We start from the raw sequence: 23,117 nt of genomic DNA, 5'->3' as shown, positions 1-23,117 counted from the left end.
GCCGGGGGGCGTTTGGAGAGATTTCATGACAATGAAAGCATTGTTTGTGGCCTTGGGGCTGGCCATGACCACTGCCGCGATGGCACCCGCTCAGGTGATTGGCGGCGATGTAAAAATGCAATCAGGCGGCACGCGCGATGATGTCACAGTCATCGCGGGCGAGCTCGACCTGACGGGCACTGTTGAAGGTGATGTCACAGGCATTGCCGGTGATGTTGATATTGATGCCGATGTCACCGGCAGTATCGAGCTGATCGGTGGCGATATTTCCATCGCCGGGAGTGTGCGCGGTGAGGTGGATGTCGCCGGTGGCGATATCACCATTTCCGCAGACGTCGATGGTGATGTGAATGCCGCCGGTGGCGATCTCGACTTCTCGGGATCGTCCGGGGGCGATATCGCCCTGGCGGGCGGGTCCGTGCGGCTCCGCGAAGCGGCCCGTGTGTCCGGTGAAGCAGATGTCGCGGCGGGCGAGATCTATGCCTTGGGTCAGATCGGCGATACGGCCGAATTCGAAGCTCGTGAAGTGCATCTGGGCGGCCAGTTTTCAGGTTCGGTCGAAGTGACAGCCGAACACGTCTATGTTCTTGAAACAGCCCGTATCGATGGCGAATTGCGGGTCCGTGGTCCCAATGAACCGGAGGTAGAGGACGGTGCTGTCGTGACAGGCGGTGTCGACTTCACCTACGAGCCCTTCGATTTCGGCGTGAAGCATTTCGACGGCATCGACACGGCCGTTGGCAATTTCTTCGGTATTCTGGGACTGGCATTCCTGATCCCGGCCTTTGTCGTGGGCCTGCTGACCCTGTTGTTCTTCCCGAACGGCATGGCATCCATGTCCCGCCATTTCCGTCGGCGCTGGGCCCTGGGGTCCTTCTTCGGCTTTATCGGTTTTGCCTTTGCTCCGGTGGCCTTCTTGGTCATTCCCATCCTGCTAATGGTGACGGTGATCGGTATTCCGCTCGCCCTCTTGATCTGGGTGCTGATGCCGCCTTTCTATTTCCTGGTCATGGCTTTTGGCGCGATCATTCTGGGAACCTTGCTGTTCCAGCGTGATGTCGACGGACCGATCGGGATGGGCAAGCTGATGCTGGGTCTTCTGGTTGTCATGGCGCTGATGGCCGGTCTGAGCTTTGTGCCCTTCCTGGGGGCGCTGGTCTCAACCCTGGTCATGTTTGTCGGTTTTGGCGGCATTTTCATGGCGTTCGCGGCGCGAGGGAAGGCGAAGAGTGGCGATTTCGACACGACACCTGCTGCGACCACAGGCAAGACTGACCCAGACGCAGGCGCTCTGCCCTCAGAGGGGTGACGCAACCTCTAGGGCGCGTTACCAATAGTCCGAACAACCCGAAAACGGGCTACCGTGGGGAAACGGGCTTTACTAGGGGAATAGTATGCGTCTTAGCACTTGGCTTATGGCCTTGGCGGCGGCTGCAACGGGAAGCGTTGCAGTCGCACAGCCAATCCAGCAAACCGTCAATGACTGGCGGGATGCCTTCCGTCAGCTTGAGGATGAGGATTGGCCCACACCTAACAATGAGCGCCGCGCAACGGGTGCTCCGGGCCATGATTACTGGCAGCAACAGGTCGATTACGACATCGACATCCATCTGAACGAACGCACGAAAGTGCTCACCGGTTCAGAGACCATTACCTACACCAATAACGCACCCGATTCGCTGGACTATCTCTGGTTCCAGCTGGATCAGAACCGGTTCCGCGCCGATTCGATCGCCAACATGACCGCGACAGTCGGTGGTGGTGGCCGGTCCTCGGCTCGCACCGGGGCCGCCTTGCCGGACCGGATTTCCGCCAACGCACTGCGTCGCCTCGATCGCATTCAAAATGACGGTTATGGCCATAATATCACCGCGGTTCTGGACGCTGACGGCAATCCGCTCGAACACACAATTGTCGATACGCTGATGCGGATTGACCTGCCCGAAACCCTCACGACCGGTGAGAGCGTCACCTTCCAGATCGACTGGAATTATCGCCTGATCGAAACCCAAGTGGTCGGCGGTCGTGCCGGTTGGGAATGTTTCGAGGATGATTACGAAAACGGCGATTGCATCTATCAGATCGCCCAGTGGTTCCCGCGTGCCGTGGCGTTTACCGATTATGAGGGCTGGACCAACAAGGCCTTCCTGGGTCGCGGTGAGTTCACCCTGGAATTTGGCGATTATGACGTTGCCATCACCGTGCCGCAGGACTTTATCGTCTCGGCATCCGGTGAGCTTCAAAATCCGGAAGACGTGCTGACCGACGAACAGATTGAACGTCTGGACGAAGCTCGCACGGCTGATGAGCCGGTCTTCGTGGTCACGCCGGACGAGGCTCGGGAAAACGAACGTCTGGGATCCCGGTCCGAGGCGACCTGGGAGTTCCGCGCCGAGAATGTGCGTGATTTTGCCTGGGCGGGTTCGCGCAAATTCATCTGGGACGCTGTGGGCGTGGAGCAGGACGGGCAGGGCGATGCGCCGGACCTCGTGATGGCCATGTCCTTCTACCCCAATGAGAGCGAACCCTTGTGGTCCAGCTTCTCGACACGTGCCGTTGAACACACGATCGACGTCTATAACGAGTTTGCCTTCCCCTATCCCTATCCCACGGCACAGTCCGTGGCTGGGCCTCAGGGCGGTATGGAATACCCGATGATCACCTTTAATGGTGGCACCTATGGTCGTCCGGTGGTCGATAGCGATGGTAATCTGACCTATTCGCGGGCGGCCAAGCGTGGCCTCATCGGCGTGATTATCCACGAAATCGGTCACATCTACTTCCCGATGGTGGTCAATTCCGATGAGCGTCAATGGACCTGGATGGATGAAGGCCTCAACTCCTTCCTGCAATTCCAGGCCGAGCGTCTGTGGGAAGAAGACTATCCGGTGCGCCGCGGTGATCCTCACTCGATCACCTCGTACATGGTGTCCGAGACCCAGATGCCGATCATGACCCAGTCTGACAGCATCTTGAACTTTGGTGCTAACGCCTATTCCAAGCCGACCATCGCCCTTGTGGTGCTGCGTGAAACGGTTTTGGGCCGCGAATTGTTCGATGAAGCCTTCCGCACTTATGCCGAACGCTGGCGCTTCAAACGTCCCACGCCGTATGATTTCTTCCGCACAATGGAAGAAGTGTCCGGTGTGGATCTGGACTGGTACTGGCGCGGCTGGTTCTACTCCACCGACCATGTCGATATCTCTATCGACAGCGTGGTTGAGGGCACCTTCGACACCGAGAACCCGGAGATTGAGAACGAGCGCGAGCGCGCGGAATTCCTTGAGCGTCCGGAAAGTGTCACCCAACGTCGCAATCGCGAGCAGGGCCGGGGTTATTACGCCGACGAGAATGGTGAAGTGCTGGATTTCTATTCCCGCAACGACCAGTTCACCACGACAAATCGCGAACGTGAGCGCTACGAATCGACCCAGGATGATCTGACCGACTGGCAGCGCGATCTGCTGGCCAGCGATGATTATCTCTACTACCTGACCTTCTCCAACCAGGGTGGTGTGGTCATGCCGGTGATTGTCGAGTTCACCTTTGCCGACAACACTACCGAGCGTGTCTACATCCCGGCTGAAATCTGGCGTTACAACCCGGAACAGGCCGTCTGGACCTATCTGAGTGAGAAGGAAGTGGTTTCGGTCGAACTGGACCCGGATTGGGAAACGGCGGATGCGGATCGCTCCGACAACTACTACCCGCCGCGCATCCAGCCGAGCCGTCTGGAGGTTTACCGCTCCTCCACATCACCGCGTCCAAACATGATGGGTGATCTGGATCTGACGGTGAGCAGCGACTCGCTCACGACCACCGAGGCTCAGGACTGAGCCTGGTGAGATCTGCACTGGATAACAGCAACAGCCGGGCCCGCGGGAGTTCTCTCCTGCGGGCCTTGCTCCGTCTGGCCGCTTTGGTGGGCGTAATCCTGGCTGTGTCGACACCAGCCCAGGCCCATCGCTTGCATGCCGGAGTGGCGGAAATCTACGAAAACGAAACCACCGGCGAGGTCGAGCTGGTGATCCGCGTCTTTGCGCATGATCTGACCGAAGCGCTGGGTTTTGACCAGTATGATCCGGAAGCCGTGTTTGCCAGCGTGGACGGGCAGGCTGCTATCGAGGCCTATCTGCGCGCCACATTCCGTCTCGCGGATGGTGAGGGTTATCTCTACGATCTGACCTGGATCGGTGCGGAGACCGATGAAGAGTTCGGCTATGCCTATTTTACGGTTCACCTACCTGATGGGACGGCACCCGCGGCCGACACCGGTTTTCTGGTCGATAATGACATCCTGTCTGATCATTTCGACGACCAGGTCATGATGACCAATTTCCGGTTTAATTCGCGCGTGCGCACCGCGATGCAGGGACCGGGCCAGCGTGACCCGGTCCGCATTCGCTGGGACTAGTCGAGCGTCTCGAACCGCTCTGAAATCCAGTCGCTGATCAACTCCAGAACCATCGGGTCCAGGGTCTCCTCGATCTGAGCATATTCCGGGATTGCTCCGGTCTGTGCGCGCTGGAACATGTGGTTCCGACCGTCCAGCGCCATCAGCGTTGTGTCGGGATTATGGGCCAGCGCCGATTCGATTCCGGCCAGGTTCGAAGCATGGGGCACCTGCACATCCAGAGTGCCGTTCAGCGCCAGAACCGGCTGATAGACATCGCGAAGATAGACGGCCGGATCATGACGCAGGAAGTCGCGATACCAGGTGCGGGTCATCTGGGCCATGGCCGTTTGACGCATGTCGGCCGGGATCTGCAGGGCTGTCATGCGTTCAGGGGTCAGGGCGGCATCCACTGCCGCCGGCACGGCGTCTTGTGAAGGCGCCGTTCGAACCGCCGTCGTGAGAGCCGTCATCGCTTCTTCCAGTCCGGCCAGCATCTCAGGCGTGGCCCCCGCCGATTGTGACATCAGCTGAGTCTGTTCGAGGATCACCGTCTGACCCGTGGTTCCCGGGCCTGCCAGCAGGATAATAAATCCGATTTCTTCGTCTTGGGCGGCTAGCATGGGGGCCAGGAGACCGCCTTCACTATGACCGATAATCCCGATCGCATCCCGATCGACATCCGGGCGGGTTTTCAGCCAGGCGAGGGCGGCCTGGGCATCGCTCACAAAATCACTGATCGTGGCAGGGGCATAATGTCCCGTGGTTTCACCCGTGCCCCGATCATCGAGACGCAGGACCGCAATACCCTGACGGGTGAGATGGTCGGACAGTACCAGGAAGGGTTTGTGTTCCCACACGGTTTCATCGCGATCTTGAGGGCCTGATCCATTGAGCAGCAAGGCGACGGGCGCACGGCGAACACCGTCAGGATGGGTGAAGGACCCCGCCAGGATGATGTCTTCAGTCTGGGGATTGGCAATCCTCACCTCTTCAACCGTGTAGGGGTAGGGTTCGGTTGGCTCCTGCGGACGATTTGGTCCGGTCACGGCTGTCGCCGTGCGTTGCCAGGTCAGCGTCGCATCGGGAAAGTTCGGACGGACCCATTGACCGTGGAGCGTGTCGCCGTCCAACACGCCCGAGAAGGTGACATTGGCCAGGGGCACACTGAAACCGACCTGGTCGCCCTCACGGACAAGATCCGTCACCGCGAGGTCAAAGGCGCCCTGGCTGACGGAATCCAGCGAGGCCCGGGTTCCCTGATCATCAGAGATGACATTGAGCACAAGCTCGAGTGCGGTGTCCTCACGCATGAGCGTGGTCTCCCACACACCGTCAAGACCGTCATAAAACGCGGCTTGAACAGCCTCCGCGCGCGCCAGGCTGAGGGGAAACTCCATGCCTTGCGAAAACGTGCCGTCATAGGTCTGGCTGGCCTCATTCCAACGGCCTGAGAACTGGGCGCCGATGGCGGCGATGGAGAAGCTGAACGTCTCCCCGCTCACCTCGATCGCGCTCAGCGGTATGTATTGGCCGGGTGCCTGGTCGAGGCTCTCCAGGGTGCCGCTCTGTGTTCCGGTTTCGTCAATGACGAGCTCGATGCGCAGTCGCAGCGTGCCCGCTGGCGTGGCAAGCGAGCCTTGCCAGGCGCCGTCAGGGTTGGTGGGTTGAGCCTGGGCCAGCCCCGTCAGCGGCGAGGTGAGGGTAAGCAGGCTCAGGGCCAGAATTTGGGCAAGCCGCCCCCAGGGCGTCCGGAAACCGGACACCAGCAATAGTGTGAACATGGGAAATCTCCTGTTGAGAGAGTGTGGTGGTTTAGCGGCTGATGATGTGTCGTCTCAGCGCATTGCCGGCGATCATGATGACCATGGCCACAAGGACGACCATCGAAAATCCGACCGTGTAATTGATGTGAACGAAGCACCAGACCGCGATATAGGCAAAACCCGTCATCACGAATATGCGTGCCGCCTGGCGATTGGTGGTTTGTTGTCGGGCCGCGTTATCAATGCCCTTGCCCAGTGAGGCGGGGCGTTTCTGGACCAGATTGCCATAGCCCACCAGGACGATGCCAAACACAATGCCCGCAAGCCTTTGCTCGAACGTATCGCTGAAGCCCGCAATACCTGTATCGTAGAGTACGGTAAACGAGAGAGGCACGACGATCATAATACTTGCGGCAGACACGGACCATCTTACGGTCTTTTGATCATCCAGCGCGGATTGATCGAGCGCGCCTCTAAAACGCAGACGTTCCAGGAGGAACCAGGCAACAGGCAGCATGAGCATGGCGATGGCCCACATCCAGATCAGGTCGGGTTCGCGGAACATCATGATAAGGCCCAGGATCTGAATGAGCCCCAGAATGAAAGCCGGAATAAGAAAATTGGGTTTCATGATCATTCAGTCCTTTCCGTCGTCAGACGTGTCGCGTGGGGACGTATCGGGTTTGGGCGAGTTCGTTGGGGGAGCCGAACCGGTCTGTGTGCCCAGGCCAAAACCCTGGGCGAACCCCAGGAGTGCTTCTTCCAGGACACTCAGTTTGAGCGAGTAGATGACGTTTTTGCCCTGACGCGTCGCAGCCACGAGATCGGCTTCCTTCAGAACAGTAAAATGGGCAGACATGGTGGGTTTGGAGACAGGGAAGGCGTCGGACAATTCGCCGGCCGTCATCGGTTTTTCCCGCAACATGTGCAGGATTTCGCGCCGTGTCGGATCGGCAAGGGCTTTGAAAACAGTGCTCATGATTAGACAATTAGCTAATTGACTAACTGATTGCAAGGATCATTTAGAAAAATATCTAATCGTTGTCGATGACCGTGCATCGAAAGGCCTATTGAAACCGTGTGACAATCATCCCATTTTGTTCAGCCTTGGGCAGAAACGGGTAGGGGACATGGCTCGGATTCTTTTATACTACGCACATCCGGGACACCGGTTCTCTCACGCCAACAAGGCCATGTGGGCCCGTGCCCATAATCTCAGCGGTATTACCTGCGTGGACCTCTATGCCGAATATCCGCGCTTTCAGATCGATGTGGAGACGGAGCAGGAGCGCCTGCTCAATCACGACATCATCATCTTCCAGTGTCCGTTCTTCTGGTATTCGACCCCTGCCTTGATCAAGGAGTGGTTCGACCTGGTGCTCGAGCATGGCTTTGCTTATGGCAAGGGCGGCGACAAGCTGGCCGGAAAATCCATGATGATGGCCCTCACAGCGGCAGGCACCGAAGAGGCCTATACCGAACAGGGATATCAGCACTATCCGTTGCGCACTTTCCTGACGCCGATCGAACAGACAGCGCGATTGTCGAAAATGAGCTTCCTGCCGCCCTATGTATTGTATGGATCCCTGAAGGCGGTGCCGGCTGGCGAGATCGAGCCTCATGCTGCCGCGTATGCGCGTTTGCTGACGGCGCTGCGCGATGACACCTTTGACACATCTCGCGCTCAGGATCTGGATGTCCTTGAGCATACCAATTTGCCGATCCGCGGGGAGGGCTGAGCCATGGGTGATTTTCTGCTTCTCGCCTTCATCTTCCTCGCAGCTGGTGTCATTGCCGTTCCTATCGCCTCACGGCTTGGACTGGGCTCTGTCCTTGGCTTTCTGATTGCCGGCATCGCGATCAGCCCGCTTCTCATCGCTATTGATGTGGATGTCATCGCGATCCAGCATTTTGCCGAATTCGGCGTCGTGATGATGTTGTTCCTGGTCGGGCTGGAACTGGAACCGCGGCGACTTTGGGAATTGCGCACCAAATTGCTCGGTCTTGGCGGTTTGCAGGTCACGCTGACCGCTCTTGCCGTGATGGGCGTGGCGATGGCTTTCCAGCTACCCTGGACCATTGCCCTGGCTGTGGGTCTCATCTTCGCTCTGTCCTCAACAGCGATTGTCCTTCAGACCCTTAATGAAAAACGGCTGATGCAATCGGATGGCGGGCAAGGCAGTTTCTCCGTTCTGCTCTTCCAGGATATCGCGGTGATCCCGATGCTGGCCCTTATGCCACTTCTGGCCATGCCGGACTTGATGGATATGGGTGTGGGCGAGTATTCGGCGGGCGATGCAGCCCCGGGCGCTAGCGACCCTCACGGCGACAATTATAACGGTGAAGACCACCACGGGGACGGCGAACATGGTGACGGCGAACATGTCGATCTCAATCTGATTGCCGGACTGCCCGCCTGGTTACAGGCCATTATCACGCTGGGCGCCATTGGCGCTGTGTGGCTGGTGGGAAGTTATCTCACGCGTCCTATTTTCCGCTTTGTCGCCATGGCGGGCTTGCGCGAATTGTTTGTCGCAACGGCTTTGATGATGGTCATCGGCATTGCCCTATTGATGACCTTTGTTGGCCTCTCTCCGGCACTGGGGACGTTCCTGGCCGGTGTGGTTCTTGCCAACAGCGAGTATCGTCACGAGCTGGAAAGCGATATCGACCCGTTCCGCGGCTTGTTGCTCGGCCTGTTTTTCATGACCGTTGGAGCCAGTATCAATTTCGCCCTGTTGTTTGAGACCTGGCCGATCGTGATCAGTCTGACGGTCGGCTTCATCGTGCTCAAGGGCGCGATCCTTCTGGGCCTGGCCTATGTCTTCAAGATCCGGGGTCGTGACAAATGGCTGTTCGGACTGGGGCTGGCGCAGGCAGGCGAATTCGGCTTCGTATTATTGTCCTTTACGGTTCAAAACGATGTGATCCCGGAGAGCCTCTCGCAAACTCTCTTGCTGATCGTCGCCTTGTCGATGCTGCTGACCCCGGCGCTCTTCATCATCTATGAGCGACTGGTCACCCCTCGTTATGCCACCAGTGAAACGCGGGAGTCTGATGTGGAGGACGAAGGCTCCCACGTGATCATCGCGGGGCATGGTCGTTTCGGTGGGATCATCAATCGCATGCTGCGGGGGTCGGGCTTTTCAACGACCGTGCTCGACTATAGTTCCGAACAACTCGACATGCTGCGCACCTTTGGTGTGGAGGTGTTTTTCGGAGATGCCACCCGTCCGGACCTGCTTCAGGCGGCCGGCATTGCGAACGCCAAGATGCTGGTTATCGCCATTGATCAAAAAGAGGCGGCGACCGGGCTGGTTCACTATGTGAACAAGCATTATCCCGACGTGTACATTGTTGCGCGGGCCCGGGACCGCCAGCACGTCTATGATCTCTATGCTGCGGGGTGTCGGGACATTATTCGCGAAACCTTCGACAGCGGTGTGCGCGCTGGTCGCTCGGCACTCGAGGCTCTGGGTGTGCACCCGTTCGAGGCGGAACGCCTGTCCCAGCTGTTTGTCAAATCCGACCGGGATGCGCTGGTAACTATGGCCGCCGTGTATGATCCGGATGTGCCTATTCACCAAAACGAAGCCTATATCGCCAAGGCGAAAGAGGTGCGAGCCCAACACGAGGCGGAAATCCGCAATGTGGGCAAAGGCTTCGGTGGTCGCGATGATCGTGGATGGTCGCCGCCCACAGCCGAGGATGCCCAGGCTGAGGAGGAGGCAAACGCCGCTTCGCAGACGAAAGGAACCGACAGCGACGCTTGATGCGCCGCGCGTGCGGGATTATGTGCTCCCTATGGCCAATCTGATTGATATGTCGAGCCGGACTGCTGCCACCGAGGCACGGGCCGCGCGTCACCCGGAAAAGCAGAAACGCGATGATACGCCGGTTCTGCGCAAGCCGGACTGGATCCGTGTCAAAGCCCCGCTGGGCAAGACGTTCACGGAGACCCAGAAGATCGTCAAGGATGGCGGGCTGGTCACGGTCTGCGAGGAAGCGGGCTGTCCCAATATTGGTGAGTGCTGGGATCAACGCCACGCGACTTTCATGATCCTGGGCGACACCTGCACGCGCGCGTGTTCCTTCTGCAATGTCAAAACCGGCTTGCCCGGCCCCGTCGATACCGATGAACCGCGCCGTGTGGCCGAAGCCGTTGCACAGATGGGCCTCAAACACGTTGTCATCACCTCGGTGGACCGGGATGACCTGGCTGATGGCGGCGCACAGCATTTTGTCGATGTGATCGAAGCCATTCGCGAGACGTCTGCAGGCACGACTATCGAGATCCTGACACCGGACTTCTTGCGCAAGCCCGGCGCAGCCGAGCAGGTTATCGATGCCCGGCCTGACGTGTTTAATCACAATCTGGAAACCGTGCCTCGGCTCTATCTCGAAATCCGTCCGGGTGCGCGCTATTATCATTCCCTGCGTCTTCTCGAACGCGTCAAGGATCGCGACCCGTCGCAATTTACCAAGTCGGGCATCATGGTCGGTTTGGGGGAAAGCAAGGAAGAGGTCATGCAGGTGATGGATGACATGCGGTCTGCGGGCATCGATTTCCTCACCATCGGGCAATATCTCCAGCCGACCCGCAAACACGCCGCCATTGATCGCTTTGTTACGCCGGACGAATTCAAGGCGTATGAAACGATCGCGCGGGCCAAGGGATTCCTGATGGTCTCTGCGACCCCGCTGACGCGGTCCAGTCACCACGCCGGCGAAGATTTCGAAAAGCTCCGAGCCGCCCGGGACGCCCAGCTGGCCAAGGCCTGACTAGATGAGCACGCAACTACGCCGCGCCCAGCGGTTTTTCTATTCGGCGGACGACCTCTTCGATCTCGTCTCCGATGTGCGACACTATCCCAATTTCATCCACCAGATCACCGCGATGCGTGTGACTGACGAAACACGGACCGCGCACGGCTTCCAGCTGAAAGCCGAAGCGCGTGTGCGCTACAAGTTTGTCACCGAGCGTTTCACCACAGTCGTTCATGCGGATGAGAACAAGCGGACCATCGAGGTGGAGTTTGTCTCCGGCCCGTTCCGCAAGTTGGAGAATAACTGGCGGTTCCACGCGCTGAGTGACGGGTCCTGCCTGGTGGAATTCTATATCAATGCGGCTTTCCGCAATCCGGTTCTCCAGATGCTGCTCGACAGCAATCGAGAACGGGCCGTGAGCGTGCTCATCAGCCGGTTCCAGGACGAGGCCAAGCGCCGCTATACCCCGACGGGTGATCCGTCAGTCCAGCTGGACGACGAGATCCACGCCCTTCAGCAATAGGGTCAAGGCGGTCTGGACGGCCAGTTGACGCACCGTGTCGCGACCGCGATCACCAAACCGTTTCACCTGCATCAGGGTCTGACCACCCCGCACAGCGAGCGCAAAATGAACCAGGCCCGCAGGTTTGCGGAGCGTGCCACCGGGCCCGGCAACACCGGTGATGGACACGGCGATATCCGCATTCGAACGCATCAGCGCACCTTGGGCCATGAGCCGGGCCACCTCTCGGGACACAGCGCCATGACTGGCGATAATGCGCGGATCAACGCCCAGCATCTCGGTCTTCGCGTCATTGGAATAGGTCACAAATCCGCGGTCCACCACATCAGACGAGCCAGGAATATCGGTGAGGCGAGAGGCCACCAGACCACCCGTGCAGCTTTCCGCTGTACAGATCATCGTGCCTGCGGTTCGGGCCCGATCCAGGACGTCAGCGGCCAGGGTGTTAGGATCAATCCGGGTCATCCGTCAAACCTCGCTGTTGCTATCGCCTGGGCGGCCAATCCCTCGCGCCGACCGGTAAAGCCCAGTTTTTCGGTTGTGGTTGCTTTAATATTGACGCGCGCCAGCGGCAGGTCGCAGAGCTCGGCAATCCGGGCACGCATGGCATCGCGATAAGGACCAATTTTCGGGCGCTCGCAGATCAAGGTTACATCGACATGCACCAGGGCCCCGCCAGCTTGGCCAAGCAGGTGGATCGCATGCCGCAGAAACTTGTCGGAGGAGGCTCCTTTCCAGCGGTCATCACTGGGTGGGAAATGTTGTCCGATATCGCCTTCGCCGGCCGCCCCGAGAATGGCATCGGTCAGGGCATGAAGGCCTGCATCGGCATCGGAGTGTCCGACCAGTCCGAGACCCTCTTTCAGCTCAACCCCACACAGCCACATGCTCTCGGCCTCTTTGAGGCGATGCACATCATAGCCCTGTCCGGACAGAAAGACGGGAGAGGCGGATGTCAGCATGCGTTCGGCCTTGGCAAAATCATCGGGTCGGGTGAGTTTGAAATTCATATCATCCCCGTCAACCCAGCCCACGTCCTGTCCGTGCGCACGCAGGACGGACGCATCATCCGGTAAATCCGCGTCCGGGCCCAGGGCCTGGTAGGCAGAGACAAGGGTCTCGACGTCAAATCCCTGAGGGGTCTGGGCGGCGACCATCCCGGTGCGGTTCACTGGCGCAGCCAGACGGGACCCCGCGGTTTGAGCCAGCGCATCAACAACAGGCAGGGCCGGGATAATGCCTGGATACTTCGACAGGCCCGCGATCACCCGATCGATTAGGTCGACCGATACAAAGGGGCGCGCCGCATCGTGAATGAGAACCTGTTGGGGGCGTGTGTCCGCCAGCGCGGCCAGCCCAGCCTGGACCGAGGCCGATCGTGACGCGCCTCCAAAAGCCATCAGGACCCGGGATTTGTCTGGCCCAAGCGCCTCATTTGCCAGGGATTGATGGTCCTGTGCGATGACAACGACAATTTGGTCGATGCGGGGATGCTCGAGAAAGGGTGTCACAGTTCGTCGAAGGACGGGCTGACCGACGAGCTCGCGATATTGTTTGGGGATGCCTCCGCCAGCGCGTTGCCCGGATCCTCCAGCCACGATGATTGCGGCGATCGTCATGCATTCTCTCCCGCAACAGGCGCCCGACATTGCCGCCTCAGGGCAAGAGCGCTAGTTTCGCCGCCTTTATCCGGTCGACCTATGTGGGAGATCAAGCGGACAGGGGCCGATCCCCGGGTTTTAGAAGGTGCGGCGGCGAAGCGAAATGAGCTTTTTCATTGCAGGACACGAGATCAAGGTTCCGGCCATTCTGGCGCCCATGTCCGGCGTGACCGATTTGCCGTTTCGCCGACAGGCCCAGGCCTTTGGGGCCGGTATGGTCGTGTCTGAGATGGTGGCCAGCGAAATGCTCGCCAAGGGCCGAGCCGACATGGTGCGAAAAGCCACCGCAGATGCATCTCTTGACCCCAAGGTGATCCAGCTGGCCGGGCGTCAGCCGGAATGGATGGCGGAAGGGGCCCGGATAGCCGCGGATGCCGGGGCGGATATCGTTGATATCAACATGGGATGTCCGGCGCGCCAGGTGACCAAGGGGTTGTCTGGGTCTGCCCTGATGCGCGATCTGGATCATGCAATGACCCTGATCGAGGCCACCCTTGCAGCGGTGGATATTCCCGTCACGCTGAAAATGCGGCTGGGCTGGGACGAAACCCTGCTCAATGCACCCGAGCTGGCGCGTCGTGCTGAAGATGCCGGTATTCAGGCGGTGACGGTTCACGGTCGCACACGCCAGCAATTCTATACCGGAACGGCAGACTGGGCCGCCGTGCGCGCGGTGCGTGATGCTGTGTCCATTCCCGTCACGGTCAATGGCGATATCTGCACCCTGGAGGATGCCCGCGAGGCCCTGGCCCAGTCCGGAGCGCATGCGGTGATGGTCGGGCGAGCGGCTCAGGGACGCCCCTGGCTTGTGGGTCAGATCGGCGCCGGTCTGGCAGGACTGGATGTGCCGCTGGTCAGCTGGAGCGAGAAGCTTCAGGCTCTGTCGCAGCAGTTCAAGGATAGTGTAGACTTCTATGGCGAGCATCTGGGCATCCGCATGATGCGCAAGCACTTTGCTTCTTTTTTGGACATCGAGACCGGTAACGCGGATCCGCTGCAAGTTCGCGATGCCAAGTCCAACCTGTGCAGGTCCACTGATCCCGAGGCGATTCTGGGGGAACTCCGGCGCCTTGTGGATCTACCGCACTGGCCCGGGAGCAAAGCCGCGTGACACAGAACGGAAACGGCCATCTGTCCGCCGAAACAATTCAGGAAGCGGGTGATCTCGCCGCGTTTCCCCTTCTGATCATTGATGAAAGCGGTGAAGTCCTCTGGGCCAATTATGCGGCCGAGGAATGGATGGGGACGTCCTTGAAATCCCTGCGCCGCGGTCCGCTGCGCAAGGTCTCCAAATATGGCGGGGTGGTCACCGATATCGCCGCTCAGTGCCGCAAAGAAGAGGGCAATGTCGTCGCGGTGGAACACGCCGCCGCGGACCGGGAAAGCTATGACATTCACGCACGTTGGTCCCCGGACAAGTGTTTTGTGACGATCAGCGTTTTACCGCGTCGCATGCCGGCCTCGGGGCAGGGCGATGCAGCTCGTGGGTTCGCGCGCATGCTGGCTCACGAGTTGAAAAACCCGCTGGCCAGTATTCGCGGAGCCGCCCAGCTCATCCAGCGCGAGGATGACCTGGCAGAATGTCGCGGACTGGCCGTGCATATCATTGATGATGCCGATCGTATGACCCGCCTCACTAATCACTGGAGCCGGATGGGCGAAGTCGAGATGACCCAGACCGGTGCGGTCAATCTCAACGAATTGGGCATGGCGGCTCTGGAACGACTGCATCGCGCGCGCAAGCTCGACCACATAGAAATCGTCAAGGCGTTTGATCCGTCCTTGCCCGATGCCGTGGGTGATGAGGACTTATTGCTCCAACTTGTCCTGAACCTGCTCGATAATGCGGCAGATGCGCTCACTTCGCAGCAAGGCGCCCGCATCACGATTGAAACACGGTACGATGCAAGCCATCGAAGTCGGGCATCTTCGGTGTATTCGCCTCTTTTGTTATCAGTCACTGATACAGGACCGGGCATTCCCGAAGCGCTGCAGCCCAACCTGTTCACCCCCTTTGTGACCACAAAGGCCAATGGTGAGGGTCTGGGACTGGCCTTTGCCGCCCGCGTTGCGGAGATGCATTCCGGCCAGCTTGATTATGACAGCGAAAGCGGGCGCACGCGTTTCAATCTGCGTCTTCCCGTTTTCAAAGAGGAGATGGCACGGTGAGCGCACGTATTCTGGTTCTTGAAGATGATGAAAGCCTGAAACGCGTCCTGTCGCGGGCGTTGAGCGTGGCGGGCTTCCAGGTGCGTGCTACGGCTTCACCGGAAACCGCCATCAGCTGGGTGCGCGAAGACCAGGGCGATCTGCTGTTGGCAGACGTCATGCTGGAGGGAACGAATTTTCTCGACCAGCTGAGCCTGGTGACACGCATGCGTCCGGAATTGCCAGTCATCATTATGAGCGCCAATGCCACGGCCTCTACCGCCATTGATGCGGAAAAAGGCGGGGCGTTCGAATATTTGCCCAAGCCTTTTGATCTGGACGATCTGGTTACACACATCCGTACGGCGGTGGGCAAAAAACCCAAAGTACGTGCCAGCGGGGGCGCGTCCGAACCCACCGGCTTTATCGGCCAGTCCGCCGCCATCCAGACGACGTTCAAATCCATCGCGCGCGCGGCATCAAGTGGCGCCCATGTTGTGTTCACGGGCGAAAGCGGGGTCGGCAAACGCCAGGCCGCGGAAGCCTTGTTGAAAGCGTGTGGCCTCGTGATCCGTGAAACACGCGTCATCACGCCGTCTCATTCCGTCGAGGAGACATTCGAATCGACCCAGTCGGGCAAGCCGGTGCTGTGGTTGCGTGTGAATGAGTGGGACGCGGTCCAGCAGCGCGCGGCGCGCGATGCGCTGGATTCGGGAACCAGCCGGGTTATCGCCACCATGACGCCAGGTGAGGGCCATCCTATTGATCCAAACCTGATGGTGCGCCTGAGTGAATACATCATCGATGTTCCACCCCTGCGTGAGCGCCGGGAAGATATCGCTGCCCTTGCCGAAGCCTTTTTGCGCATGTTCTCGCGGCGGGATGGCCGTGACACCGTGGTTCTGGCGCCTGAAGCTCTGGAAAGCCTTCGCCAGGCACCCTGGGCCGGAAATGTCGCCGAATTGCGCTCTGTTCTCTCGCGTCTGATGCTGTCAACACGCGGCACGATTGCCAGTCGTGCCGAAGCTCTGGCCGCTTTGCAAAACCTCAACACCGAAACTGTTGCCGATCTGCCCGGTGCAGCCCGGCAACTGGCTGGCATGGCCCTTCAGAGCGAGGAGGCCCGTCAGGTCGCACTGGATGCACTCGATCGGGCGTTGTTTGAACAAGCCCTTGGCCGTGTGGGCGGCAATCGGTCCAAGGCTGCGGAATTGCTAGGTGTAAACCGCAATACACTCGCGCGTCGGCTGCAGGAGTTAGGGGATGGCAGCGAGGAGGAATAGGCGCCTTGTTGTCTGTGCAGCACGGGTGTTGATATTTCGCAACAGCCGCGCCACACTCCGGCCGGATTCACGCCGGAGCGAGATTGAAACGTCCAGCCGCTACCCAGATCGTTCGATCCCTGTCGCCGCGCTCAATGGCAGCGTTCGGTGTGGGCTTCGTATTATCTCTGACGACGGTCGTTTTTTGCGCGATTGCCACGTTTGGTAATTCGCACTGGTTTTCCCCGTCTGACGAGAACCTGCTGCAAATCCTGTTCATCAACGCCTTCCTGATCATCATCTTGGCGGCGGTTGTTGGCGTGCGTCTGACGCGGCGGATTCGCGGTCGACGGTTTGGTGAACCGGCTCCGCGCCTACACCTGCGCTTTGTGGGACTGTTTTCACTGGCCGCTGCAACGCCGGCCCTGCTGTCCGCAGTGTTTCTGGGTGCTGTGCTCAATCGCGGTGTGGATTACTGGTTCGGCGAACGCGTGAACACGCTGATGGAAGGCGCCGCATCCCTGGCCGCCGAAGTAGTTGAGCGAGAATCCCTGGCTTTTGTCTCCGCGGCTCGGCCCATCTATGGGGATCTGTCCGCCCCCCAGGCGCTCAGGGAAATGGCGACAAGCCGGATTGCCTATACCCAGCGACTGCAAAATCTCGGACGCCTTTATGGCATGGACGGGGTTTGGGTGATCGACAGTGCTGGCACGATCCTGGCGCGTGCAGAAGTGACGCAAGCGGGGCGGTTTTTTATCCCGGACCTCTTGCAAGAAGAGGGGCGGGTGGTCGATGAAGTGCCGCCCCTGGTGCCCTATCAGCTGCCCACACAGACCATGTGGGAAGAGGCCCGTCAGGGTTTGTTCAAGGTCGAGGTTCTGCCCGTCCGCGATGACGGCCGAGTCGTGGTGTGGGGGTTTCAGGCGCTCAACCCCCAGGCCGATATCTTCCTCTACTCAGCGCGTATCATTGATGACGGTTTCCTTCAGCGCTCGGAACAGGCTCTGACCGACTATCGGTCCTTGTCGTCAGACCAGTCCGAGATTCGTGTCACATTCCTCATGGTTTATGCCGAGCTGGCAGCTTTGATCCTGATCGGGGCGATCTGGCTGGGTTTGTCCGCGGCCACACGGGTGGTGACACCCATTTCCCGACTGGTTGCTGCGGCAGAACGTGTGCGGCGGGGTGATCTAGATGCCCGGGTCCAGCTGGGCCGTGAGGGTGATGAAGTTACCGCTCTGGGACGCGCCTTCAATCGCATGACCCGGCAATTGCGTTCCCAAAGACGCGAACTGGTCGAAAGCCATGCCGAGTCCGAACAGCGACGGGCCTTTACCGAAGCGGTCCTGGCCGGTGTTTCCGCCGGGGTTGTGGGTCTGGACCATGAAGACCGGATCACACTGATCAATCGCTCGGCGGTATCGCTACTCGAACCGCGCACGGAAGATCTGGTGGGAGCAACCATCCACGATGTCACACCGGAATTGTGCTCAATCGTGGATGAAGCCCGTCGTCGGCCGGGACTGGTGGCGGACGCACAAATCGATCTGGTCGGCCGGGATGACCAATCGCGCTATCTCAACGCGCGTGCCGCACTGGATGAGGAAGCCGGTCTGATCATCACCTTCGATGATGTCACACGCCTTGTGACCGCTCAGCGCAATGCCGCCTGGCGGGATGTGGCACGCCGGATCGCTCACGAGATCAAGAATCCGCTCACACCGATCCAGCTGTCCGCCGAACGCCTCCAGCGCAAATACCGCAAATACATCGAAGTGGATGGTGAGACGTTCGACCGGTGTACCGATACAATTGTTCGCCAGGTCAGTGATATCGGCCGGATGGTGGATGAATTCTCGTCCTTCGCGCGCATGCCCACACCGCAGGTCGAGCCCACAGAAATGCTCGATGTCAGTCAGGCGGCTGTGTTTGCGCAGCGTGTCGCGACACCCCAGATCGAGCTGACACATCAGCGGCCTGACAATCCTGTTTGGGCACTCTGCGATGCGCGTCTGGCGCGCCAAGCCCTGACTAATATCCTCAAGAACGCATCGGAAAGCATTCTCGCGCGCATGGATCGTGATAGCGGTGAGGGGCCTCCAGGACGACTGGGGGTGGAGACCCGGTCCGAAGATGGATTCGCGATCATCGAGGTGGTGGATAACGGCTTGGGCTGGCCAACGGCTGACCGTGAACGACTGACAGAACCTTACATGACGACACGCGAAAAAGGCACGGGCCTGGGCCTGGCCATCGTCAAGCGTGTCATGGAAGACCACAAGGGACGATTGGAACTGGGTGTTCCCGACGATCATCCCGGAGCTGTGGTTCGCCTGGTTTTCCCCCTGGCGGATCATGAAGACATACCGACTGAAGAGACCCGGAAAGAGGCATAAGTCATGGCACGCGACATTCTTATTGTTGATGATGAGGCCGATATCCGCGAGCTGATTGCCGGCTTGCTAGAAGATGAGGACTATGAAACCCGCGAGGCGGGGGATGCCGATGGCGCTCTGGCCGAGGTCAAGGCACGTCAGCCGTCCCTCATCATTCTGGATGTCTGGCTTCAGGGCAGTCGTCTGGACGGTCTGGAACTGCTGGAAGAGTTCAAACGGATCAATCCGGATCTGCCGGTGATCGTGATTTCTGGCCATGGCACGATCGAGACCGCCGTTGCCGCAATCCGCAATGGTGCTTATGACTTCCTCGAGAAGCCGTTCAAGAGCGATAAAATGCTGCTCACCGTTGCGCGGGCTTTGGAAACCTCGCGATTGCGGGCCGAGAACCGGGAATTGCGTGAACGCAATGACATCCAGTTCAGCCTGATCGGGCAGTCGACCGGAATTACCCAGGTGCGTCAGCTGATCGAGCGTGTCGCGCCGACCAATAGCCGCGTGATGATTGAGGGGCCATCCGGGGCGGGCAAGGAATTGGTCGCGCGCCTCATCCACCAGGGGTCTCCCCGCGCAGAGGGCACGTTCATTACGGTCTCTGCGCCGGGCATGTCACCGGAGAGTGTGGAAGAGGAATTGTTTGGCCGCGAGGACGGGCAGGGTAAGGTCATCAGCGTCGGCCTGCTGGAACGCGCCCATGGCGGCACGCTCTATCTCGACGAAATCGCCGACATGCCTCTGGAAGTGCAGAGCAAACTCCTGCGTTTGCTGGTGGAGCAGCGCTTCCGCCGCCAGGGCGGATCGGCCGATGTTCAGGTCTCCGTCCGTGTCATCTCCAGCTCAGCCCGCGATCTGCGCCAGGCCATCATGGATGGCCGTTTCCGTGAGGATCTCTATCACCGCTTGGCCGTGGTACCGATCAAGGTGCCGGCCCTGGCCGAACGACGCGAGGATATCCCGAACCTCGTCGGGCATTTCCTGGAACGTCTGACATCGGTGTCCGGCCTGGCCACGCGCGAGATTGGCGAGGATACAATGGCGGCCCTGCAGGCGCATAACTGGCCGGGGAATGTGCGTCAGTTGCGCAATAATGTGGAACGTCTTCTGATCTTGGCCACGGGTCAGCCTGATCAGCCGATCACGCTGGATTCCCTGCCGTCCGAAGTCGTCACGCGCGACACCCAGGATGCCGGATTTGATGCCGAGAAAATGATCGCTCTATCCCTGCGGGAGGCGCGGGAAAGCTTCGAGCGCGAATATCTCAAGGCCCAGATTGACCGGTTCGGCGGGAACATCTCTCGCACCGCCGCTTTCATCGGCATGGAACGCTCCGCTCTGCACCGCAAACTGAAATCTCTGGGTGTGGGAAACACAAACCGTGATAACGGTGGGACGAGCTAACAAAGACAGGACGGCGCGATGCGAGCGATTGTCTGTGGCGCAGGTCGGGTCGGGTATGGCATTGCCCGGACCCTGGCCCGCGAGGGAAATGCCGTAACTGTGGTCGACTGGTCAGCCGAGCTGATCGAGAAAGTCACAACCGATCTCGATGTTCGCGGCGTGGTGGGGCATGGCTCTCATCCCGATGTGCTCGAACGTGCCGGGGCGGGCGAAGCCGATCTGATCGTTGCGGTCACCTATTCGGACGAAACCAATATGGTTGCGTGCCAGGTGGCCCACTCCTTGTTCGAAACCCCCATGAAAATCGCGCGGGTTCGGGCCCAGAACTATCTGGATCCAGCCTGGTCCGACCTGTTCAATACAGGCAATTTGCCGATTGATGTGGTCATCTCGCCAGAACTGGAAGTCGGGCGGGCCATCCTCCAGCGGGTTGAAACACCCGGTGCGTTCAATACCGCCGTTTTTTCGGGCGGACGCGTCCAGTTATTGGGACTGCGGCTGGATGAGCACTCCCCTGTCGCCGGCTCGACGACCGAGCAATTGATGGAGCTCTTCCCGGATCTGCGTCTGGCGGTGGTCGGGGTGCAGCGTGAGAAAACTCTCTTCATCCCGGAGATGACCGATCCACTCCTTGCCGGGGATGATGTGTATGTCGTCACCGAGAGCAAGCAGGTCCGGCGGATTCTGGATATTTTTGGACGCGATTCCGAAAAAGCACGTCGGGTCGTGGTGATCGGGGGCGGGAATATTGGCCTCTATGTCGCCCGGGCTCTGGAGCGAGCCGGGGGTGTAAAAGTTCGTCTGATCGAACGCGACAAGGCCCAGGCCGAAGCAGCGGCCGACAAGCTCAAGCGTACCGTTGTGCTTTATGGGGATGCCCTGGACACCAAACTCCTCAAGGAAGCGGGCGTCCAGGATGCCGAACTGGTGGTTTGCGTGACCAATGATGACAAGGTCAACATGCTCTCCGCCGTGATGTCGAAGCGCGAGGGTGCGGAACGCACACTCAGCCTGATCAATGAACGCACGTTCGAGGGTTTACGCAAACCGCTCGGCATCGACGTGCTGATCGATCCGCGTGCGGCGACAGTCTCGACCATTCTCCAGCATATTCGCCGTGGACGGATCACCGGGCTGCAATCACTCGGCGGGGGCCAGGCTGAAGCCGTGGAAGGCATAGCCCTTAAAACCTCGCCGCTTGTGGGCAAATCGATCGATGCGCTGGACCTTCCCGATGGGGTGGCCCTGGGCGCTGTGGTGCGTGAAGGTGAGGTGATCCTGCCGTGTGATGAAGGGCGGGTTCGGGAAAATGATCGCGTCCTCTTGTTCTGCAACAAGGCCCTCATACCCAAGGTCGAACACCTCTTCCGCGTCAGTCTGGACTATTTCTAGGCACAATGGCCTTTCCCGCCCTTATCCGTCCGCTGAGCGGATTCTGGATCGCCCTGGGAGTGATGGCGGCCCTCAACGCCCTGTTTGCCATGGCCTGGAACGAGCCGGTCATGGTGGTGGCCTTTCTCACCCTCTCGCTCCTGTGTGTGTTTTTCGCTGGCATGGTTTTGCTGCTCACACGCGGACTGAGCTCCCGGGCAGGGACATCCGATGCTCTGGTCCTGGGGCTTCTGGTCTGGATATCCGGGCCGCTATTGGCCGCCTTGCCTTTCTTGTCCACGCCGCAATTCACATTCGAACAGGCCGTGTTCGAGGCGGTCTCTGCTTTCACGACTACCGGGGCCATTCTGCATCCCCCCGAGGCCCTGCCGCAAAGCCTTGTCTTCTGGCGTCACCTCCTGGCAGGCCTGGGCGGACTGGTCACACTCATCATGGCGACCGCCTTGCTTGCCGCTCTGGACCGCAATGGCCCGGGTGTGCGCCGGTCCTTCCTTCTGACCCTCAATCCCGACAATGTGTTTGCCCATCTGCCCATCGCGGCGCGCCGGATCGCCATGGTCTATGGCGTGATGATCCTGGTGGTCGCCGGATTATTGATTCTGGACGGCCAGACCGGCCCCGATGCCTTGGCTTTCGCCTTGTCGGGCCTGTCGACGGCGGGTCTGATGCCGTTTTCCGGTGCGCTGGGTGATGACCTGTCCGGGTTTGGCCTGTTTGTCCTGGCCGTGGCTAGCCTGGCGGGGGCTTTGAATATAGCGATCTTCTGGGATGCTCTGCGGGACCGCCGTGCCTTGCTGGATCCGGATCTCGCCGCCCTGGCCGTCATGGTCCTCGCACTCGCGCTTGTCTTCATGATTGTGGATATGGACCATGTGTTTGATCGCGTATTCGATGCGATTTTCATCGTCACCACAAGCGGTTGGCAAATTCATGAAGGTCAGATCCCCGTGCCGGTTGCCGCGCTGTTTGCGGTTTTAATTGGCGGTGCAGCCGCGTCCACGGCAGGAGGGGTGAAAGTGTCGCGTGTCTTCCTGCTCTGGTGGCGCATGGGCGCTGAGCTGAACAAGCTGATGGACCCGTCAGGCATTCAACGCGTGAAGTTTCGCGGACGCCATGTCGCCGATTCCCTTTTGATCACCATCTGGTCCTATGTATTGGGATTTGCAGCGGTTCTCGGCCTGGGAGGCCTGCTGGTCGCGCTCCAGGGCGTCTCGTTTGAGCCGGCCTTTTCCGTGACCGTGGCCGCCTTGTCCAATACCGGCCCGCTATTTGCCCAGACGGGGGAGGGGCATGCGTGGTCCACCTTGCCCAAGCCGGTCTACCACATCCTTATTCCGGTCATGATTTTGGGGCGTCTGGAAGTTCTGGCGGGATTGGCCGCTATCTGGGCCCTTGTGATCCGTCGTTAGCA

General features: G+C 59.6%; 19 protein-coding genes. 14 read left to right on the top strand and 5 right to left on the bottom strand.

Annotated elements, in window-relative coordinates:
• The first annotated feature begins 25 nt into the window (after positions 1-25).
• From RMQ97_RS06905 to RMQ97_RS06895, 3 genes are all read left to right on the top strand, one after another.
• Positions 26-1,309, top strand: a complete 1,284-nt coding sequence (locus RMQ97_RS06905) for a hypothetical protein (protein WP_413660124.1) — start codon at positions 26-28, stop codon at positions 1,307-1,309.
• A gap of 85 nt (positions 1,310-1,394) precedes the next feature.
• Positions 1,395-3,836: a M1 family metallopeptidase gene (locus RMQ97_RS06900; RefSeq protein WP_413660123.1), complete on the top strand. Its 2,442-nt coding sequence runs from the start codon at positions 1,395-1,397 to the stop codon at positions 3,834-3,836.
• Positions 3,837-3,841: 5 nt separating this feature from the next.
• Entirely contained in the window at positions 3,842-4,414 is a 573-nt protein-coding gene (locus tag RMQ97_RS06895) for a DUF6702 family protein (RefSeq protein ID WP_413660122.1), read from the top strand.
• Here the strand turns inward: RMQ97_RS06895 and RMQ97_RS06890 are convergent.
• Genes RMQ97_RS06890 through RMQ97_RS06880 form a run of 3 tightly spaced genes read right to left on the bottom strand, consistent with a single transcriptional unit; the run spans position 4,411 to position 7,138 of the window.
• Positions 4,411-6,177 (bottom strand): alpha/beta hydrolase family protein, encoded by a 1,767-nt coding sequence (locus RMQ97_RS06890; protein ID WP_413660121.1) that lies wholly within the window; start codon positions 6,175-6,177, stop codon positions 4,411-4,413. The genes RMQ97_RS06895 and RMQ97_RS06890 overlap by 4 nt on opposite strands.
• A gap of 31 nt (positions 6,178-6,208) precedes the next feature.
• On the bottom strand, positions 6,209-6,790 hold the full coding sequence (locus RMQ97_RS06885) for a hypothetical protein (RefSeq protein ID WP_413660120.1): 582 nt from the start codon (positions 6,788-6,790) through the stop codon (positions 6,209-6,211).
• Positions 6,791-6,796: 6 nt separating this feature from the next.
• The gene (locus RMQ97_RS06880) at positions 6,797-7,138 is read right to left on the bottom strand and encodes an autorepressor SdpR family transcription factor (RefSeq protein ID WP_413660119.1); all 342 of its coding nucleotides are present in this window, start codon (positions 7,136-7,138) and stop codon (positions 6,797-6,799) included.
• 151 nt (positions 7,139-7,289) lie between these two features.
• Between RMQ97_RS06880 and RMQ97_RS06875 the strand changes: the two genes are divergently transcribed.
• From RMQ97_RS06875 to RMQ97_RS06860, 4 genes are read left to right on the top strand one after another with little or no spacing between them, the layout of a single operon-like run.
• Positions 7,290-7,898, top strand: coding sequence for an NAD(P)H-dependent oxidoreductase (locus tag RMQ97_RS06875; protein WP_413660118.1), 609 nt, complete (start codon positions 7,290-7,292; stop codon positions 7,896-7,898).
• Positions 7,899-7,901: 3 nt separating this feature from the next.
• A complete protein-coding gene (locus RMQ97_RS06870) occupies positions 7,902-9,932 on the top strand; it encodes a cation:proton antiporter (protein WP_413660117.1) in 2,031 nt (676 codons plus the stop codon).
• A 31-nt stretch (positions 9,933-9,963) separates the two neighbouring features.
• On the top strand, positions 9,964-10,941 hold the full coding sequence (lipA, locus tag RMQ97_RS06865; RefSeq protein ID WP_413660116.1) for a lipoyl synthase: 978 nt from the start codon (positions 9,964-9,966) through the stop codon (positions 10,939-10,941).
• 4 nt (positions 10,942-10,945) lie between these two features.
• The gene (locus tag RMQ97_RS06860; RefSeq protein ID WP_413660115.1) at positions 10,946-11,449 is read left to right on the top strand and encodes a type II toxin-antitoxin system RatA family toxin; all 504 of its coding nucleotides are present in this window, start codon (positions 10,946-10,948) and stop codon (positions 11,447-11,449) included.
• Here RMQ97_RS06860 and RMQ97_RS06855 read toward each other — a convergent pair.
• Both RMQ97_RS06855 and RMQ97_RS06850 read right to left on the bottom strand, forming a co-directional pair.
• The gene (locus RMQ97_RS06855) at positions 11,408-11,914 is read right to left on the bottom strand and encodes a CinA family protein (RefSeq protein ID WP_413660114.1); all 507 of its coding nucleotides are present in this window, start codon (positions 11,912-11,914) and stop codon (positions 11,408-11,410) included. The two genes, RMQ97_RS06860 and RMQ97_RS06855, sit on opposite strands and share 42 nt — an antisense overlap.
• Positions 11,911-13,068 carry a bifunctional 2-C-methyl-D-erythritol 4-phosphate cytidylyltransferase/2-C-methyl-D-erythritol 2,4-cyclodiphosphate synthase gene (locus RMQ97_RS06850; protein ID WP_413660113.1) on the bottom strand — a complete coding sequence of 386 codons (1,158 nt, stop codon included), beginning with the start codon at positions 13,066-13,068 and terminating at the stop codon, positions 11,911-11,913. The genes RMQ97_RS06855 and RMQ97_RS06850 overlap by 4 nt, the downstream gene beginning before the upstream one ends.
• A gap of 145 nt (positions 13,069-13,213) precedes the next feature.
• On the opposite strand from RMQ97_RS06850, the gene dusB reads away from it, so the two are divergent.
• From dusB to RMQ97_RS06815, 7 genes are all read left to right on the top strand, one after another.
• Complete coding sequence (dusB, locus tag RMQ97_RS06845; RefSeq protein WP_413660112.1) at positions 13,214-14,221, top strand: tRNA dihydrouridine synthase DusB; 1,008 nt, start codon at positions 13,214-13,216, stop codon at positions 14,219-14,221.
• Positions 14,218-15,279, top strand: a complete 1,062-nt coding sequence (locus RMQ97_RS06840; RefSeq protein WP_413660111.1) for a two-component system sensor histidine kinase NtrB — start codon at positions 14,218-14,220, stop codon at positions 15,277-15,279. Before dusB ends, RMQ97_RS06840 begins: the two co-directional genes overlap by 4 nt.
• Entirely contained in the window at positions 15,276-16,541 is a 1,266-nt protein-coding gene (locus tag RMQ97_RS06835; RefSeq protein ID WP_413660110.1) for a sigma-54-dependent transcriptional regulator, read from the top strand. The genes RMQ97_RS06840 and RMQ97_RS06835 overlap by 4 nt, the downstream gene beginning before the upstream one ends.
• A gap of 83 nt (positions 16,542-16,624) precedes the next feature.
• The gene (locus RMQ97_RS06830; protein WP_413660109.1) at positions 16,625-18,916 is read left to right on the top strand and encodes an ATP-binding protein; all 2,292 of its coding nucleotides are present in this window, start codon (positions 16,625-16,627) and stop codon (positions 18,914-18,916) included.
• A gap of 3 nt (positions 18,917-18,919) precedes the next feature.
• A complete protein-coding gene (locus tag RMQ97_RS06825) occupies positions 18,920-20,314 on the top strand; it encodes a sigma-54-dependent transcriptional regulator (RefSeq protein WP_413660108.1) in 1,395 nt (464 codons plus the stop codon).
• Between the two features lie 18 nt (positions 20,315-20,332).
• On the top strand, positions 20,333-21,706 hold the full coding sequence (gene trkA / locus RMQ97_RS06820) for a Trk system potassium transporter TrkA (protein ID WP_413660107.1): 1,374 nt from the start codon (positions 20,333-20,335) through the stop codon (positions 21,704-21,706).
• Positions 21,707-21,711: 5 nt separating this feature from the next.
• On the top strand, positions 21,712-23,115 hold the full coding sequence (locus RMQ97_RS06815; protein WP_413660106.1) for a potassium transporter TrkG: 1,404 nt from the start codon (positions 21,712-21,714) through the stop codon (positions 23,113-23,115).
• The last annotated feature ends 2 nt before the right edge of the window (positions 23,116-23,117 follow it).

The organism is Maricaulis sp. D1M11, assembly GCF_047308265.1.
GTDB lineage: Bacteria > Pseudomonadota > Alphaproteobacteria > Caulobacterales > Maricaulaceae > Maricaulis.
The sequence above is the reverse complement of the archived record's forward strand: the minus strand, read 5'-3'. Positions and strand labels throughout refer to the sequence as shown.

What these genes read in the sequence shown, in the direction of transcription:
- RMQ97_RS06905 (WP_413660124.1), top strand. Translation starts at nt 26, where the DNA reads ATGACAATGAAAGCATTGTTTGTGGCCTTGGGGCTGGCCATGACCACT.
- RMQ97_RS06900 (WP_413660123.1), top strand. Translation starts at nt 1,395, where the DNA reads ATGCGTCTTAGCACTTGGCTTATGGCCTTGGCGGCGGCTGCAACGGGA.
- RMQ97_RS06890 (WP_413660121.1), bottom strand. Translation starts at nt 6,177, where the DNA reads ATGTTCACACTATTGCTGGTGTCCGGTTTCCGGACGCCCTGGGGGCGG.
- RMQ97_RS06885 (WP_413660120.1), bottom strand. Translation starts at nt 6,790, where the DNA reads ATGAAACCCAATTTTCTTATTCCGGCTTTCATTCTGGGGCTCATTCAG.
- RMQ97_RS06880 (WP_413660119.1), bottom strand. Translation starts at nt 7,138, where the DNA reads ATGAGCACTGTTTTCAAAGCCCTTGCCGATCCGACACGGCGCGAAATC.
- RMQ97_RS06875 (WP_413660118.1), top strand. Translation starts at nt 7,290, where the DNA reads ATGGCTCGGATTCTTTTATACTACGCACATCCGGGACACCGGTTCTCT.
- RMQ97_RS06870 (WP_413660117.1), top strand. Translation starts at nt 7,902, where the DNA reads ATGGGTGATTTTCTGCTTCTCGCCTTCATCTTCCTCGCAGCTGGTGTC.
- lipA (WP_413660116.1), top strand. Translation starts at nt 9,964, where the DNA reads ATGGCCAATCTGATTGATATGTCGAGCCGGACTGCTGCCACCGAGGCA.
- RMQ97_RS06860 (WP_413660115.1), top strand. Translation starts at nt 10,946, where the DNA reads ATGAGCACGCAACTACGCCGCGCCCAGCGGTTTTTCTATTCGGCGGAC.
- RMQ97_RS06855 (WP_413660114.1), bottom strand. Translation starts at nt 11,914, where the DNA reads ATGACCCGGATTGATCCTAACACCCTGGCCGCTGACGTCCTGGATCGG.
- RMQ97_RS06850 (WP_413660113.1), bottom strand. Translation starts at nt 13,068, where the DNA reads ATGACGATCGCCGCAATCATCGTGGCTGGAGGATCCGGGCAACGCGCT.
- dusB (WP_413660112.1), top strand. Translation starts at nt 13,214, where the DNA reads ATGAGCTTTTTCATTGCAGGACACGAGATCAAGGTTCCGGCCATTCTG.
- RMQ97_RS06825 (WP_413660108.1), top strand. Translation starts at nt 18,920, where the DNA reads ATGGCACGCGACATTCTTATTGTTGATGATGAGGCCGATATCCGCGAG.
- trkA (WP_413660107.1), top strand. Translation starts at nt 20,333, where the DNA reads ATGCGAGCGATTGTCTGTGGCGCAGGTCGGGTCGGGTATGGCATTGCC.
- RMQ97_RS06815 (WP_413660106.1), top strand. Translation starts at nt 21,712, where the DNA reads ATGGCCTTTCCCGCCCTTATCCGTCCGCTGAGCGGATTCTGGATCGCC.